At 62.2% G+C, this 15327-nt stretch carries 14 protein-coding genes and 1 pseudogene; 6 read left to right on the top strand and 9 right to left on the bottom strand.

Annotation, left to right across the window (positions count from 1 at the left end):
- A partial coding sequence (locus SCI24_RS16950) for a hypothetical protein (protein ID WP_318726501.1) occupies positions 1 to 295 on the top strand: 295 nt, incomplete at its 5' end.
- A 6-nt stretch (positions 296 to 301) separates the two neighbouring features.
- Here the strand turns inward: SCI24_RS16950 and SCI24_RS16945 are convergent.
- Both SCI24_RS16945 and SCI24_RS16940 read right to left on the bottom strand, forming a co-directional pair.
- The gene (locus SCI24_RS16945) at positions 302 to 1276 is read right to left on the bottom strand and encodes a diguanylate cyclase (protein WP_318726500.1); all 975 of its coding nucleotides are present in this window, start codon (positions 1274 to 1276) and stop codon (positions 302 to 304) included.
- A 157-nt stretch (positions 1277 to 1433) separates the two neighbouring features.
- Positions 1434 to 2054 carry a hypothetical protein gene (locus tag SCI24_RS16940; RefSeq protein WP_318726499.1) on the bottom strand — a complete coding sequence of 207 codons (621 nt, stop codon included), beginning with the start codon at positions 2052 to 2054 and terminating at the stop codon, positions 1434 to 1436.
- A 432-nt stretch (positions 2055 to 2486) separates the two neighbouring features.
- On the opposite strand from SCI24_RS16940, the gene SCI24_RS16935 reads away from it, so the two are divergent.
- A complete protein-coding gene (locus SCI24_RS16935) occupies positions 2487 to 4217 on the top strand; it encodes a methyl-accepting chemotaxis protein (protein WP_318726498.1) in 1731 nt (576 codons plus the stop codon).
- Between the two features lie 70 nt (positions 4218 to 4287).
- Here SCI24_RS16935 and SCI24_RS16930 read toward each other — a convergent pair whose 3' ends face one another.
- The 3 genes from SCI24_RS16930 to SCI24_RS16920 all read right to left on the bottom strand — a co-directional run bounded on the left by SCI24_RS16930 (position 4288) and on the right by SCI24_RS16920 (position 10382).
- Entirely contained in the window at positions 4288 to 6024 is a 1737-nt protein-coding gene (locus SCI24_RS16930; RefSeq protein ID WP_318726497.1) for a PilZ domain-containing protein, read from the bottom strand.
- Between the two features lie 163 nt (positions 6025 to 6187).
- Positions 6188 to 9361 (bottom strand): putative bifunctional diguanylate cyclase/phosphodiesterase, encoded by a 3174-nt coding sequence (locus tag SCI24_RS16925; RefSeq protein WP_318726496.1) that lies wholly within the window; start codon positions 9359 to 9361, stop codon positions 6188 to 6190.
- Between the two features lie 226 nt (positions 9362 to 9587).
- Positions 9588 to 10382: an EAL domain-containing protein gene (locus tag SCI24_RS16920; protein WP_318726495.1), complete on the bottom strand. Its 795-nt coding sequence runs from the start codon at positions 10380 to 10382 to the stop codon at positions 9588 to 9590.
- Between the two features lie 258 nt (positions 10383 to 10640).
- Here SCI24_RS16920 and SCI24_RS16915 point away from each other — a divergent pair, with 258 nt between their 5' ends.
- Positions 10641 to 11627: a flagellar motor protein MotB gene (locus SCI24_RS16915; RefSeq protein ID WP_318726494.1), complete on the top strand. Its 987-nt coding sequence runs from the start codon at positions 10641 to 10643 to the stop codon at positions 11625 to 11627.
- A gap of 3 nt (positions 11628 to 11630) precedes the next feature.
- On the opposite strand, the gene SCI24_RS16910 is transcribed toward SCI24_RS16915, so the two are convergent.
- A complete protein-coding gene (locus SCI24_RS16910) occupies positions 11631 to 12170 on the bottom strand; it encodes a FlgO family outer membrane protein (RefSeq protein WP_318726493.1) in 540 nt (179 codons plus the stop codon).
- A 78-nt stretch (positions 12171 to 12248) separates the two neighbouring features.
- Here SCI24_RS16910 and SCI24_RS21575 point away from each other — a divergent pair.
- Positions 12249 to 12329: pseudogene (locus SCI24_RS21575) on the top strand (hypothetical protein); the annotation flags it as partial.
- Here the strand turns inward: SCI24_RS21575 and SCI24_RS16905 are convergent.
- Complete coding sequence (locus SCI24_RS16905; protein WP_318726492.1) at positions 12321 to 13079, bottom strand: putative metalloprotease CJM1_0395 family protein; 759 nt, start codon at positions 13077 to 13079, stop codon at positions 12321 to 12323. The pseudogene SCI24_RS21575 and the gene SCI24_RS16905 overlap by 9 nt on opposite strands.
- An 89-nt stretch (positions 13080 to 13168) precedes the next feature.
- Between SCI24_RS16905 and SCI24_RS16900 the strand changes: the two genes are divergently transcribed.
- Positions 13169 to 13390, top strand: coding sequence for a DUF2835 family protein (locus SCI24_RS16900; RefSeq protein WP_318726491.1), 222 nt, complete (start codon positions 13169 to 13171; stop codon positions 13388 to 13390).
- 8 nt (positions 13391 to 13398) lie between these two features.
- Here the strand turns inward: SCI24_RS16900 and SCI24_RS16895 are convergent, their stop codons facing one another.
- Positions 13399 to 14067 (bottom strand): hypothetical protein, encoded by a 669-nt coding sequence (locus tag SCI24_RS16895; protein ID WP_318726490.1) that lies wholly within the window; start codon positions 14065 to 14067, stop codon positions 13399 to 13401.
- Positions 14068 to 14207: 140 nt separating this feature from the next.
- Here SCI24_RS16895 and SCI24_RS16890 point away from each other — a divergent pair, with 140 nt between their 5' ends.
- On the top strand, positions 14208 to 14549 hold the full coding sequence (locus tag SCI24_RS16890) for a GGDEF domain-containing protein (protein ID WP_318726489.1): 342 nt from the start codon (positions 14208 to 14210) through the stop codon (positions 14547 to 14549).
- Positions 14550 to 14839: 290 nt separating this feature from the next.
- On the opposite strand, the gene SCI24_RS16885 is transcribed toward SCI24_RS16890, so the two are convergent.
- Positions 14840 to 15327, bottom strand: a 488-nt coding sequence (locus SCI24_RS16885; protein WP_412930069.1) for an HD domain-containing protein, incomplete at its 5' end; no start/stop codon positions are given.

Here is a 15327-nt window from a genome sequence, read left to right as displayed (position 1 = left end):
CCTGGGCCGCCACCTGCCGTTCGCCATGATCGGCGGCCGGCTGCGCAGCGAGCGTCACCAGGCCGGCCCCGTCGCCCCCATGGCGCAACTCGGCGTGCTCAGCCACTGGAGCACCCGCCAGCGCAGCCTGGTGCAGCTCTCGCATATGGATGCGCTCAAGGGCGAGCCCGGGCGCCGCACGCGCTGGCGGCTCCAGCACCGACTCGCCTTGGGCAAGACCCTTGACCTGCGCGCCGGGGTGGAGGGCGACGACGATGCCCATGAGGTCAGCCTGGGGATGTCGTGGTACTTCTGAAACCGGTCAGCGCGAGACGCCCCGGGCCCGTTTGCCACGCAGCAGGGCGCGGTCGGCGCGCTCCACCAGCGAGGTGAAGTCGTCGTGGGGCGTGAAGTCTGCGGCGCCCAGGCCCAGGGTGCAGCCGCAGTGTTGGGCCACCGCCGCGCGCAGGCGCTCGGCGAGATGCTTGGCATCTTCTGCCCGGGTGTCGGGCAGCACGGCCACGAACTCGTCGCCGCCGAAGCGGCCGATCAGGTCGCTCTCGCGCAGGGTCTCGGTCAGGGTCTTGGCCACTTCGCGCAGGATGGCGTCGCCGGCGAGGTGGCCCTGGGTGTCGTTGATCGCCTTGAAGCCGTCGATATCGAGGATCACCAGCGCCAGCGGGGCGTGCTGTCGGCGGGCGCGCTGCATGGCGTGCTCGGTCAGGGCGGTCAGCTGGCGACGGTTGGCGATGCCGGTGAGCTCGTCGCGGCTGGCCAGCGCCTCGAGCCGGGCGTTGATCGCCCTCAGCTCGGCGGTGCGCTCCTCCACCAGTGCCTCGAGGCGGGCGTTCTGTTCCTCCAGGGCCTGGCGCGCCAGGCGCAGCTCAGTGACGTTCTGTGAGATGCCGAACAGGTGGGTGATATTGCCCTCGTCGTCGTGAAGCGGCACCAGCAGGGTCAGCCAGTGCAGGAGCACGTCATTCTCCTTGTGGAAGTGGCCGGTCTCCTCGTAGCGGATGGGGTGGTTGCAGGCCAGGCAGTCACGGTAGTGGCCGGTGACGCTGCGGGCCTGCTCGGGGTCGGGGAGCAGTTCCTCCATGGTCAGCCCCACGCAGGGGTAGCCGATGGTGGCCTGCTGGGCGGGGTTCACCGCCTCCACAACGAAGCGCTGCGGCGACTCCACTCGAATCAGGAACATGTGTTCGGGGAAGTGCTCCCAGATCTCCTGGAGCAGGGCGCGATCCTGACGCTGGCTGAGCAGGGCGTGAAAGGTCGAGACGGAAGGCTGGAGAGGCATGGCGAAGCCGCAGGTGAGGGGCACTCCGGCCAGAGTAGTGTGGCGGCTCGGGTGTCGCAAGAGGGCGACGTTAACGTCGTGAAAGGGAGACGGTACCGGTCTTGAGGGGCGGAGACCAGGCAGCTCGCCTGGCCTCCATGCTCGGGAGCTGAGGCGCTTAGAAGGTGTAGCTGATACCGAACATCGCCACCGGATAGACGGAGAGCTCGTCGGCCTCGTCCTCCAGACGCTGCTCTTCCTTGCGCAGGTCAGCGTTGAACTTGTCACCTTCGGTAGTTCCATTGTTCTCGAAGTTCTCGGAGCTGCTGAGCGAGACCTCCACGTCGGTGCTCATCACGCCCACCTCGGAGAAGAAGCCGAGGCCACGCTCATGGCTGCTGCGCCAGCCAAGACCCACGTAGGGCTGCACGCCGTCGGCGATGGTCAGGGTGCCGTTGAGGGAACCGACGTCGCTGGCGTCATAGGTATTGCCGTTGTACTCGTACTCCTGACCGTCCTTTGCGGTGCCGACCACGTTGGCTTCCATGTCCGGTAGCATTGCGCCCGCGGTCAGGTAGAAGCGGCCGCCGAAGGGGTGGTAGGCCACTTTGAGCGAGCCGGCCTGCAGGTCGATGTCACCGGTGTAGGTGGCTTCGTCAGTATCGTGGTCACCGTCCCACTCCAGGCCGCCGTGATAGCCGGCGATAACGCTGAAGTTGTCGTGCAGGCGCCAGGCAGCATCCAGGCCCAGGCCGGTGGTGCCTGCCCCGGCGCCGATGGAGACTCTGGAGTCGTTCATGTCGAGGGCGTGAGCGGTGCCGGCAGTAGCCAGGCAGGCAGCGATAAGGGTAGAGGCAAGGCCTGTGCGGATCATTTTCTGGTTCATGTTCTCGTTCAGTTCCAGTGGTGTGTCAGGCCGACTCTCCTGTCGGCCACTGCAAAGGCGAGCGAGGCAGCCCTGGCTCGCGCTCGGCCGGGGCGTGGTTCCGGCCGAGTTCGCGCTATCGACGGGAGTTGCCTGAACTTTAGTGACATGTGCATATAGGCTCATAACGCCTTCACGAATCTCATGAACGGCGTCTCGCTGCACAGCCCGGAGCATCTTAAGCTGGCCCTTCTGCCGAGACTGATTGTGGTCAAGACGGCTCAAGTTTTCCCTTCATATGTCGATAGATAGGTTCATATCTATCGTGGCACTCTGCCGCGCAGCATCCGTCGAAGGGAGAACTCGATGCGCAACCTGACCATTCGTGCCGGCCTGTTTACGGCTTTCGGTATCCTGGTGGCGCTGATCCTCGGGATCAGCGCGCTTGGCTTCCATGCCCAGGGGGTCAGCGGCGCCGCGCTGCACGACCTGGCGCGCATCAACCTCGCCCAGGCCAATGCCGCCAACCGCATGGAGATCAATGTCGCCGAGATGCGTAACCATATCGTGCGCTTCGGCGAATACACCCGTGCGGGACGCGAGCAGGACGCCTCCGGCGAGATCGCCCTGGCGGGGGAAGCCCTGCAGCGCGCCGAAGAGCGTATCGAGGCCTTTCGTGACGTGACCATCGGAGCCTCCAGCGAGCGCACCCGCTTCGTAAATGCGATCGACGACACTTACGCCGAGCTGATGAGCCCAGGCTTCAAGGAGGCGGTGCTCGACGGCGATATGGAAGGGATCTTTGCCTTTCGCGGCCAGGTGACCGAGTCCGGCAATCGCCTGGCGGAATTGGTGCGCGACTTCATCCATTTCTCCGAAACACGCGCCGAGATGCGCTACACCAAGGCGGAGTCCGTGTCGGCCTGGCTGTCACGCCTGCAGGTCGCCGCGGTGGTGCTCACCCTGCTGGTCGCCGTGGGGGTCTTCCTGCTGATCACCCGCCGGGTGGTGACGCCGCTGCGCGAGGCGGTGGCCCACTGTGGACGTATAGCCAAGGGCGACCTGACCGCGCGCATTCCCTGCGAAGGGCGCAACGAGATCGGCCAGCTTATGACGGCGCTGGGTGACATGCAGGGCCGGCTGCGCCACCTGGTGGGGACTCTGCAGCAGAGCAGCAATAGCGTGGCCACCGGGGCTGCGCATATCGCCGCGGGCAGCCAGGACCTGGCCTCACGTACCGAGGAGCAGGCCTCGGCGCTGCAGGAGACCGCCTCCAGCATGGAGCAGATCGCCTCCACCGTGCGCCACAACACCGAAACGGCCGGCCGCGCCAACCAGCTTTCCGGCGAGGCGGCCGAGCAGGCCGAGTCTGGTGCCCAGGAGGTGGAGGCGACCGTCGCCCAGATGCGTGACATGGAGGAAAGTTCGCGGCGAATCAGCGAGATCATCGAGGTGATCGATTCCATCGCCTTCCAGACCAACATCCTGGCGCTCAACGCCTCGGTGGAGGCGGCCCGCGCCGGCGAGCATGGCAAGGGCTTCGCGGTGGTGGCCAGTGAGGTGCGTACCCTGGCCAGCCGTACTGCGGACTCGTCGCGGGAGATCCGCACCATGATCGAGGAGGTGACCCGGCGGGTCAGCGAGGGCTCGACCCAGGCGGGACGCAGCGGCGAGAAGATTCGCGAGGTGGTCGGGGCGATTCGCCAGGTCGCCACCCTGGTAGACGAGCTGGCGCTCTCGGCAAAGGAGCAGCAGTCGGGGGTCGACCAAGTCGGTGCCGCAGTCACCCAGATGGATGCGATGACTCAGCAGAACGCTTCCCTGGTGGAGCAGACCTCCACGGCCTCGGCCAACCTGGAGGATGAGGCCAGACGCCTGGCCGCCTTGATCGATACCTTCAAGGTGGATGCTGCGCAGCGGGAAATCGGCGAGGCGCCCCCAGAGGCGCCTTTCCGGCCCGCCGAGGAGACGCCTCGGGCGCCGTCTGCAGTGGCATCGGCTGGTTGGGGTGTGGAGGTGCCAGGTGCCGCGCCGGCGACGGGCGCTGTTGGGCGGCAATCGGCCCGCGCGAGCGAGCCGGAGTGGGAAGAGTTCTGAGGAGAGGTGGATCGACCGGGTCCATGTGGGCCATGTTGCCCCGGAAGCCACTTGGCTCCGGGGCTTTTGCTTACTGCACCTTGTGCACCGTCACGCCGTAATCGGCGGGGTTGACGATGTCCTCGAGCTTGCCGATCTGGGAGAAGTCGCCACTGCCCAGCTCGCTGTTGATGTTGGTATCGGGGAAGCGCAGGTTCTTGACCACCTTGACCTGGGTCGGCATGCCCTTGCCGTCGATGTCCAGCACCCAGGCGAGGAAGCCTCCTGAGAACTTGGCCAGGCTGCCGATCGGGTAGAGCCCGTAGGCCTGGATGTACTCCACCAGCACCGTCTTGTCATAGGCCGTGGCCGCCTCGTGGATCATGCGGTAGGCGTCCAGCGGGGTGCGCGGCGGAATGCCGTTGCGCACGTGAAGCAGCTTATTGACTGCCTTGATCACCGCGACCAAGCGCACCAGTTCCGAGAGATCGTCGCCACGCCGGCCTGCCGGATAGCCGGTGCCGTCGAGGCGCTCGTTGGCGTTCTCGATCACCTCGCGGCAGGTGGGGCTGGGCACCCAGCCCAGCGCCTTGAGCTTGTCGCGCAGCTCGGCCACATGCCCGCGCAGCAGCTCCTTCTGCGGCGGGGTCATGTTGACCTTGAGCGAGGGCAGCTGTGGCCCGATCAGCAGTGGCTTGCCGAGGGTGTGCAGCAGGGCGCCCAGCACCGCTTCGCGCACCCGGGGGTCGTGGGGGTCCCGGGTCAGCAGCATGTCGGCCAGCTGGCCGGCCACCTGCACCGCATGGCGGACCCACTCCGGCTCGTCACGCAGCAGCGAGAGGGCGAAGAGGAACGCCTTGCGGTCCTGTTCCACCAGGTAGCGCAGGGTGTCGACGCAGTCGTAGAAGATCTCCTCGGGAAAGAGGTGGCGGGTCTTCATGTACATCAGCCCCACCTGGAGGCGGTGGGCGAGGTCCGTTACTCCGCGCTCCATGGGCGACTGGCGGGCGCGCTTCTCGCGCTCCTGGGCTTCACGCTGCAGAATCTTCTTCTCCTTGGCCCCGGGGATGAAGAGCGGGGAGTGGTAGTCGAGCTTGTCGTTGGCTCCAGTACGGTAGGCCGCTTCACGCTCAGATTCCGTCACATAGCGAAACAGCGCCTCGCTCTGGTGGGTGGTCAGCTGCATGAACTGCACGCCCACGACCGCATAACCGTGGTTGCCGAACGGCCTGATGTGTCGGATCTTACCTTCGGCGAAGAAGCTTTCACCGTTGGGAAACTCGATGCTGATGCCAGGGATCTCCTGGTCGACATTGACCGCCACGCTCTCCGACAGGTCGATGTCCACCATGCAGCCCCCCACGGAGAGGTTGCGCAGTCGTCCCGGTACGTTGAGCTCGTGCAGGTAGACGTCAAGGCTGACCCGCGCCTGCATGCCGAGGATGAAGGGGATGCGAATCGCACCGCGCTGCTCGGCGACGAACACCGACTCCGGCAGCTGGCACTCCAGGTGGTAGAGGGTGCTGTCGGTCTTGTGCAGGCGGGCGGCGACGTTGCTCAGGCTATAGGTCTCGCGTTCCAGCGCCTGGGGCCCCTTGACCGCTTCCAGGTCGAAGCTGATGCCGCCATTGACCACGTAGCGCTCGATATCGCTGCCGGCATACTCCACCTCCAGGATCAGGCGGCCATTGCTGAGGTCGAGCTCATGCACCTCCGCTCGCAGGGGGTAGGCCATGTCCTTGGCGTACACCGAGACATCATGTGTGTGTTGCAGAAGCGAACGAATCACCGCGGCTGACGGGTTGGCATACAGGGTAGGAAGAGCCATGTCGGTCACCTGCGCAGGCAGCAGTTATTATTGACCTGAATCAATACTATAGGCCGATTTTTTGTATATAGGTAAATTCTATACACATTTACCGGCGAAGCAATCGATCTTGCATGCCCCGCGATCCATGGGCTTCTTCGTCACGCCTTGAATTCGCGCTGCGCTAGTCACGGTGTGCTGCATCACCCTGTGGCCATGCAGAGTGAGCAGGTTCGCATAGGGGCTGAGCAGTGATGTCGACAAGCGGTGCTGGCCGTGCAAAGTAGAAGCCCTGCAACAGGTCGCAGCCGCGGCGGCGCATCTCCTCTTGCTGTGTGTCAGTCTCTATGCCCTCTGCCACGACTACCATCTCCATATGGTGCGCCATGGTAATCACCCCCTGGACGATGGCGGCGTTGCGGACATTGGTGGTGATGTCGTGAATGAAACCACGATCCAGCTTGACCTTGTGGATCGGCAAGTCGCGCAGGTAGCTGAGGCTGGAGAAGCCCGTGCCGAAGTCGTCCAGTGCGACCCTTACTCCCAAGGTGCCAAGTCTGTGGATAAGCTCGCTGGCCTGCTCGACCCCGTCCAGCAGGATGCTCTCGGTGACCTCCAGCTCTAACCGTGTGGGCGCCAGGCCGCTCTCCGCCAGGGCTTGCTCGACCTCTTCCAGGAAACCGGGACGACGGAACTGTAGCGACGAGATGTTGATCGCCACAGTGGCTGTTGCCTCGGCTTCGGCGAGGAGCTCTGCGGCATCCCGGCAGGCCCGACGCAGGATCCAACTTCCCAGGGGGATGATCTGTCCTGTCTGCTCTGCCAGGGGGATAAAGACCCCGGGAGAGATCAGGCCTCGCTTGGGGTGGTGCCAGCGGATCAATGCTTCAAAGCCGCGCACGCGACTGCTGCTGGCCTCAACTATGGGTTGGTAGTGCAGGGCGAACTCCTCGTTATTCAGCGCGGTGTAGAGGTCGTGGCGTAACAGCACCTCTTCGGCGGTAGTCCTCTGGCCATCGCCTTGGTACCACTGCCAGGTGTTGCGACCCTGGCGCTTGGCGTCGCTCACGGCGAGGTCGGCCTGCTGGAGGAGTTCCTGAGCATGGCTAATCTCGCCTTCGCTGCTGGCGGTGCCGATGCTGGCACTGATATGTACGGCCTTCCTCTTCAGGTAGTAGGGACGACTCAAGGCGGCCAGGATACGGTTTGCCAGGTTGATGCCGGCGTCGCGATGGCGGCCAGGCAGCAGTAGGCAGAATTCGTCGCCTGCCATCCGCGCGACGGTGTCGCCGGGCGCAAGCAGCGTCCGTAGCCGCTCGGCGACAGCCACCAGCAGTGCATTGCCGATGGTGTGGCCGAGACCGTCGTTGACCGCTTTGAACCCGTCAAGATCGAGGTGCATCACCAGCAGCGGCAACGGATTCTTGCGCGCCTCGAGGAAGGTCTCTTCCAGGCGCTCGTCGAGAAGGGTGCGGTTGGGCAGGCCGGTGAGCAGGTCATGCGTTGCCTGATAGGCGATCTGAGCCTCGTGCTCTCGCTGACGGGTAATATCCTTGGCGATGCCAAAGCCACCCCGGGTCTCTCCCGCGACGATGATAGGTAGGGCGGTCAGGTCGATCGATCGTAATTCGCCGTCCTGATGCTGGATCTGCAGCTCAGTGCGGCCGGGCTGACCTGCCAGGGTGGTGGTGAAGATCTCCTGCATGCGTTGGGTATCATGGGGTTGGAGAAGGAAGGAGAAATGCGAACCCAGCACCTCTTCGTTCTGTCGTCCGGTAATCTCGCTGCAGGCGGCATTGGCCGATACGATGCGGCCACTGTGGTCGATCGAGAAGACGCCATCGGGGTGATAAAGGTAGAGAGACCGAAATCGCTGCTCCAGGTCGTACTGAGTTTCAAGGCGCTGACGGGCGGCCAGCAGTTCTCGAGAGCGGCCAAGGACCAGCCTGACCAGCCCGAGGCTCAGGGCCAGCAGGTAGCTCAGTGTCAGGCCGGAGATGGCAAAACTACCGGGCATTATGCCGGCCTTGAGCATGGCCGGGAGAGAATCCATATGTACGTCAAAGGTCAGGCGTGCACCACCAGGCAGGCCGACGTGCCGCCGTTCCATGTGTGGCATGGGGCGCTTGATCTCGTGCTGATGGGCGTGCCCGGGATCGCGAAGTTCTAGGTAGGGCATGTCTCCGCCGACCGAGAGGCGGAAGTTGCCTAGTTCGATGCCAAGCTGGCTGGTCAGTAGATGCTCGAGGTCCATGGTCGCTAGGAGCAGGCTGCCGCTCTCCTGCATGGGGGCCGCCACCAGCAGCGTTCTTGAATCCCTCGGGTCCACCATGACATGGGGGGTCTCCCAGCGCTGAGTAAGCCAGTCGCGGGTTACTGGGTTGGTCAAGGAGACGAGCTGGTCCTGTTGATCCAGAGGGAGGGCAGGGCGCAGGTCATCGACAGAGGCATCCTGACCGATCAGAGCCAGTCCTTGCAGGTAGGGAGCGTGGCGCAGGTAGGCATCCACATCTTGATTCCATAGCCCATCTTGCCGGGAGCCTCCCTGGTTCCCTTGTCGCCATGCCAGGCGCTGGACAAGATTCAGCTGTGTGGCCATGACTCGCCGTGCATTGAGTGCGGCGCTATCTAACAGGGTGGCGGCCTGGTGCTGAATAGCGGCCTGGGCATTCCAGGTCAGCACGTACCAGGCCAGACAGCTCACCATGACCCCAGCAACTGCACTGAGCAGAGTGAGGTGGCCGATCGGTAAAACTGGGCGGCTACCTCGCCAGGCGCCACCCAGCATGGCCACACCGCCCAGCAAGGCATACAGGGTGGCCAGCATCGGAGCGGATACGAAGCCGGAAGCCCAGCTGGTGCGGCTGGAGGGCATCAGCATCATGGTCAGTGACAGAGTTCCAGCTGCAAGCATCAGCAGCCCGCTGAGCCCCCAGGCCAGGCGACGCCAGTGCCTGGCGGTGCCGATGCTTGTACACAGGGCAACGAGCAGGAGCAGCAACGCGGCAGGTGACAGGATCCTGGGCCCTCCCGTTACCCAGGAGACCTCCTCCCAGGGGCTTCCCGCCCAGGTGTTATGGCTCAGGGTATAGAGGGTAATGACCGCAAGCGGTAAAGCGGCCAGATAACGCAGCTTGTGCCAACCATAAAGCCAGCTAAATAGACAGGTGCCCGCCAGGAACCCGGTCAGTGCCGCATCGGCGGCCATCAGGCCGCTCAACGGGTACGCTACTTCGAGGATGTGGGCCACGAGCCCGGCGCCACCCAGCAGCGCAAAGGTAGCCGCAATCATCAGCAGGCCGACATCCAGGGCCACGTCCCTTACGCGGTAAGGTAGGTTTCCCTCGTCCAGTGACATTATTGTTGTCCGTTTGGCGTTCATGGAAAGTCCCTGATTACACAACTCTTATGCGGTTGCTGCCCTCGTCCTTGGCCGTGTGAAGTGCTGCGTCGGCGCGCTTCATCAGTCTCGCTTGTGTATCACCCATGAGATATCTGGTCACCCCCATGCTCGGTGGCGTTCAGCAGATGGCGTATATCAGGCATGGCATCTCGAATATGTGTTGATGTTACCTGACAGTTCGTCAAGCCGGTGTGTGTGCGTATAACTCCCGGCGTAAGGCTTCCAGGCGTGGAGTCAGGTCTTCGCCCAATGATTCGAGAACCGGCTTGGCATAAAAGAACCCTTGCTGGCGAGTGATGCCAGCACGTCCCAGCCATAGCGCTTCACCATGGGTCTCGACCCCTTCGGCGATGATCTCGATCTTCAACTCCGCTGCCAGCCCATGTACTGCGTGAAGCAGCGCCTGACGCCGGGGGTCCTGATCGCACCCCATGACCAGTTCACGATCCACCTTGATCTTGTCTGGCTCAAGCACGGTCAGCAGGTCGAGGTTGGCGTAGCCATTGCCGAAATCGTCAAGCGCGGTGGTAAAGCCCATCTCTCGGTAGCTGTCGATGATGTGCTTGAGGTGTGCCTGGTCGGTTACGCGTTCGGTTTCGGTGAATTCGAAGACCAGCCGTTCGGTGGGCCAGCCAACCTTTTCTGACACTTCCAGTGTTGCCTGGATACAGGCTTCCGGTTCGTACACGGCATTGGGCAAAAAATTGATCGACAGTCGCTCACGCATGCCCAGCCGGCTGGCGAGCTCGATGGCCTTTACGCGGCATGCCTGGTCAAAGCGATACATCAGTTCATCGGTCACCTGAGAAATCACGCTCCAGGCGGATTCATCTCCTGGGCCCCGCACCAGGGCTTCAAACGTGGTCACTCGAGCACTGGCGAGGTCGATGATAGGCTGAAACGCCATAGTGAAGTCGAATGGCAGTGGCCCATCGCAGCGGGCACAGCGATGGGGGCCTCGGGCACACTGGGGCATTGCGCATCCTTTAAGCGGTGAGTGATATGGTTGCAACCATGCTGGGATGGCGGGCCGCCTTGTCCCGTATGATGTTTATTTTTATCGGCCAGACGCGACAAATCTTGAGAACGCGCTGTTCTATTGCCGCCGACACGGCGGAAGTCGCCGATAGAAGCTGGCCAGCACTGCTTAGGGTAGGGTGAGGGTGGTTGTGTCAAGCAGGGTGCCGCCCTAAGGTTGCTCTTTTCACGCCACCCTCAGGAAGGCCCGGGTACCATGATCGACGAGCACCGCGGACGCGGGCGACATGACAACTTGATGCAGCCGCTGCCGCCGGATGATGATCCCGGTGGCTGGATGATCAGCTACATCGATGTGATGACCCTGCTTGTGGCCCTGCTTGTGCTGGTGATCGCGCTGGGGAGGATCGGCGTAGGACCGGGCCTTGTTGATTCCGGGGCGCCGGGAGTCGAGGCCTTGGCTTCAGCTCCAGAAAAGCCGCAGCTGGGCATACCGTTGCCGGAGCCGTTGCGTCAGGCCAGGCAGCAATCCCGGGGCGCAGCGTCTCCAGCAAGGCAGCTGGCGCCCTCGGCGATCGCCGCAGCACTGGGTGTGGCGGGGTTGCCTCGGCGAGAGCCGTCACCGCCGTTACAGCTTGCTCGAACCGAGGCTCCCGAGAGCGCGTCGCAGCCCGCGGCGCCCCCGTCCATCGTTCTGCCAAGCGGTCTGGACCTGACGGCTCCTCTTGCCGATACCCTGTTGATCCTCACGGACAATCCTCCGGCTGGATTTCAGGAAGTGGATGATCAGGCGATAGCCGGGGCGCGGTTCGTGTCGGAGTCGCTACGACAGTCGCCCTATCTGCCAGACCTCGAGGGCATGGAGGTCTCACGGATTCCCGAAGGCGTGCGGCTGCGAGTGGAAGATCGGCTGCTTTTCCCCACTGCGGAAGCGGAGCTGACCGATGAGGGTTTCACGCTGGTCACAGGCAGGCTGCGCGAGCTGGTTGAGCGCTACCCCGGGGAGGTCTCGGTCGAGGGGCATTCCGACAGCCGCCCGATCAGCACCGAGCGGTTTCCTTCCAACTGGGCGCTGTCCAGTAGTCGCGCCATTGCCATTGTCGAGGCATTGGTGGCGGCAGGGGTCGAGCCGTCGCGGCTGCGTGCAGTGGGGCTGGCGGATACGCGGCCACTGGAAAGTAACGATACGGCCGATGGCAGGGCCCGCAATCGGCGGGTCGAGGTGACGATCCAGGCTCGCTGACTTTCAGTTCCGGCGCAGCAACGCCTGAAGGTCGTCATCCAGAGGCAGGCTCAGCTGAACACTAGCCAGGATAGTGGCATTACGCGGTACCACCACACGCAGTGTCACAAAGAGGTTCTCCTGCCCCTGAACGTAGGTGCCCATCAGTATGGCGCCGTCATTGCCGAGGTTTGCCTGCCGGAGTGTGCGGTTCCTGGGGGTTGAAAGGCCATCCTGATTGACTAGAAGGTCGCTGCCCTCCAGCAAGACTTCCCGTGTTGTGATGCCGCCCTGGGCGAGGGAGGAGAGTGCCAGTTCGGCACCGAGGCGGCCGAAGGGGGTGGTAATGCCGGGAGCCTCGAGATCGATCCAGCTTGCGGCTACCACGCTGGGACTGCGCTCGGTGAGAGCAGGAAAGGTCTCCAGCATCTTGGCGACAGCGTCATTCAGGGCGTCGTCAAGCGAAGGCGGCGGCGGTGCATTGTGAAGTGCGCCTTGGTGATTGGCACACCCGGCCAGGCTCAGCAGCAGTGCCAGGCAGCAGAGGGCGAGGGTGTGGCGCATTGCGGTAGTTCTCCCAGGGATGGAGTGGCGGGCATGGGAATGTTGTCGGCCGTCGGGAGGCAAACTTGAAGTTTTCCTATGGCCCAGTGGCATGCTGGCCCCGAGTCCACCTGGTTTGCTCGAAAGGTCAGGCGTACCGTGGCGACTCCGTCACGCCAGGCTCTGCAGGGCCTCCTGTGCGCCGCTGCTGGCCGTGCGAGCGATGATGTCGTACTGACTGAGAGCCGTGTCGACCGATATCTGGCGGCCCTGGGTGGCGTCAGGCCGGGTTGCTGCAGCAGCATCGGCATCATCGGATGAAGGGGCCCTGTTACCTCCGCGGACCTCGGCGGTCACGGAGGCTCCATCCCGGGCGCTGTCCATTTCGCTTTGCTGTTGGGCCACCTCAAGCTGCGCTGCCATCATGTAGCCGCGCGCACGGGCGGCAACCTGATGATCCTTCGGAGATGGGTCGGCCGGGGCCAGAGCGGCACTGATCACCTGCTGCATCTTGCCGATCGTTGCCTGTGGGTCGCCTTGCACTGGGCCATAATCGATCGGTACCTCGCCCGCCACGACGTAGCGGTTACCGTCCGGGCCCCGTTCATAGGTGTAGCTGGGGCCTCCTGTGTAGGCGCCTCCCGCTACCTGATGTGCGAGCTCATGGCGGCGGACTTCCTGGTCGGTGACCTTCATCTGTTCGATCTGGCGCAGTTCAACGTCGCTTAATGTTTCGCCATTGGGCTTGGTTGCAGCCTCGCTTTCTCCAGGCCGCTGGGAGCGCTCCGCGTCGCGGTCCTGGGTGGGCTTGTCAGTGGGGGAGGCGCTGCTGGAAACTCCCTGGCTTTCCGGTGCTCCAGTGGTTGCGCTGGGCTGAGGCTGAACGCCGAACTGAACAGGTACCGGACCGACTACAGTTGATGCGAACATGGGTCACCCTTCTTGTGGCGCCCGCTGTTCGGGCCACGGCATGCTAGAGTATTGCCAACCTTCCTGGCGGTAGCAACCTGTGCCTCTGCATGCCCAGTATTGATGTGGTTATCGAACTTTCCTATGACGCCTGCCTCGCTCACTACGAGGGCCGGGTAGAGCAGGTGTATACGCGCAGCCTGGATGGCCGGCGAGTGGCTTTTCCTGCCGTGGCGCTGCGTCACGTTGTTACCCGAGAGGGGGTGTATGGCGTGTACCGGCTTACCTTCAGTGAGGGTGGTCGCTTCATTTCGATCCTCCCATTGAGTTGAATCTATTGTCAGCAGGTTTGCTCAAGTAGCATCAGCACCGATGATAGCTGGCTTGGGTGAAGCAGCAGCATGCTGTCCCCCTCGGCGTCCTCTCTGGGCTTCATGACTGCAAATTCCCCTTCCTCCAGGTGAAACTCGTGAACCTCTCTCTCCCCTTCCGGGAGGCGAAGGTGAATGGAGCGATAGGGATCATCCTCGCCATAGATCAGTCGGTGATAGACCTTGAACATGGTGTACAGCCACAAGCCATTGGTGAAGGAAGGCCAACGTGAAGGAGTCTGGCGGCTCTCGTTGTCAACCGTCATGCCAGCCTGTTGGGCGCTGCAGATGGCGTTAGTCAGTGGTCTGCCCAGTAACTCGCCGGCCACACCCTCGCAGCTGGTTTGGCACTCCAGGGTCTTGTTGATGTGGGCCTCGATGGTACGCAGGATGTCGAGAGAGGCTATTCGATAGTCGCGATGACACAGTGTCTCCGGCGAACACCCGCCATTTTCCCAGCCGTGGATGATTCGCAGCACGAGCTTGTCCTGCCGGATAGGGCGCCTCACCAGTTCGCCAATCGCTACTCGGAGGTGCAGCAGGCGCTCCGTGGTCATGTTGTCAAAGGCACTGTATGGATCGGCGAAGATCTCATGCAGGCTGCCTGGCGCGTGTTCCTTGGCTTCAGTGAACGGCATCGGAAGTGTCCGGCGGCTGGATGAAGGTGACATAGGGCGGGGCCTCGTACGGGTATCGGCCACCTAGCAGAGAACTTTAGCCGGCTTTGCTGCCGGCATGCTCGATCATCCCTGGTGTCAATTTCTAGCCTTCAGGGGAATTGCTTGAGGTTGCTGATCGGATGACAGATACCCTTTGCCAATATGACAAGGTGATCCGCAAAGGTGGTGAGGAGTTCCTGATCATTCTGCCCAACACAGTCCTCGGAGCTGCTGTCAGCACTGTGGAACGGTTGCGGGTAGTAGTCTCGGCCACTCCGATGCCGGGGCCTCGCATCATTCAGACCCTTTCATCGGGCGTCGCGCAACTGAATCCTGATGAGAGCGCAGCCGTCCTCCTTGATCGCACTGATCGCATCCTCTACCAGGCCAAGGGCGATGGTCGGAACCGCGTAGAGAGCATTAATGAGGCGCCATTGCTGACATCAATACCTCGGGAGTAGTTTGAAACAGTCCACTGTGTTCGAGTCGTGCATTGAGCCCGGTGGAGCGCTTAGTCTGAGCTTCGGGGCCGCTTGACTCTGGGAGAGCTCATCCCTGCAGTTCAAGCAAATCCGCCTTTTAAGAATGGGCTTGTATACTCTCGCTGAAAGGTAGCGGGGTCTTTATAAGTTTTTGATGTTGGTGAGGTTTGATTGTTTTATAGAGGCAGTTTATAATCTGCCTGTTTTGTTTTTTTAATAAGTAAAACCCTGGCTCTGGTTTTTTGGAGTCAGGGTTTTTACGATTTTTTCTATTTCTTCTGGTCTCCTATCATGGTTATTTTATTGAGTGATTGGGTTTTTGGGATCCAGAAAGTTTCTTTTCCATATTTTTTCATTCCGTATTTTGAGCTTCTGAAAATTCTAGCTTGTTTGTTGGAGAAGACACTTTGTCCGTCGGCATCTCTAACGTACTTTGCAAGAGTTGTGGCGGGGCGAACTCCGTAACGTGCTCCCGGAGAGGCACAGGTCCAAACATGCCTGAGCGTGATGGCCAGTTCCGGCTCATGGCGATCCAGATAAGCCAGAGCAATGGCACATGCTTCGAGAGTTAGAGCGTCGTGCTCGCAGAGGCTCCATGCATTAGTTGGCTTACCTTGCGAATCGTAGGTAAAAGTTTTTCCTATATCATGGAGTAGGCCTGCCACAAAACCAAGCTCTAGAACCTGAATCCGTGAGACCGCCCCCTGGAATGCTTCTAACCCACTGACATGCATGGCAATATAGCGAATATCGCCAT

The organism is Halomonas sp., assembly GCF_033549285.1.
In the GTDB taxonomy this organism is placed as follows: domain Bacteria; phylum Pseudomonadota; class Gammaproteobacteria; order Pseudomonadales; family Halomonadaceae; genus Halomonas.
This window is presented reverse-complemented; position numbering and strand designations above follow the sequence as displayed.